Origin of the sequence: Streptomyces alkaliphilus (assembly GCF_014141535.1) — a bacterium.
Classification (GTDB): Bacteria; Actinomycetota; Actinomycetes; order Streptomycetales; family Streptomycetaceae; genus Streptomyces; species Streptomyces alkaliphilus.
On record NZ_VKHT01001713.1, the window covers coordinates 1 to 476 of the forward strand.

1 pseudogene is annotated in these 476 nt (G+C 76.5%); it reads left to right on the top strand.

Annotated features, from left to right (window positions below):
- Positions 1 to 284 precede the first annotated feature (284 nt).
- Positions 285 to 476, top strand: a pseudogene (locus FNQ90_RS27945) (hypothetical protein); the annotation flags it as partial.

Below are 476 nucleotides of genomic sequence, written 5' to 3' on the forward strand. Positions count from 1 at the left end.
CGGGGGAGGTGGCGGACGGGTTGTCGGACGACACGTCGGACATCGCGGCTCCTCGGGTGCGTACGGGGGCGGGTTGCCGGCCGGTCGGCCGACGGGCTGTTCCGGTCGGGGAACGTTCCGTCCCCGGCGGTCGGCGCGGGCGGTCCGGCGGCGTCGGTGGCGCCGTCCTCCCGGCACGGGGTGTCAGGCGGTCACCTTAACCGCGGGTGTCCTCCGGCCACAGGGCACGCGTCGGGTTCGCGGCGCGTCCGCTCCTGTCGGTGGCATGCTGCAAGATATGGGCCGTGTCCCACGCCGACAACGCCGCCCATGCCCGCTCCTCCTCCGCTCGTCGTGCCCGTCGTCCGGACTCCCGGCGGGATGCCCGGGGCGAGACCCGGCCCGAGTCACGTCCCGACTCCCGGGACGAGTCCCGCGCCCCCGGGGTACCCGTCTCCGAGCCGGTCGGAACACCCGCCCCCCGGCCGCGCCTGGAC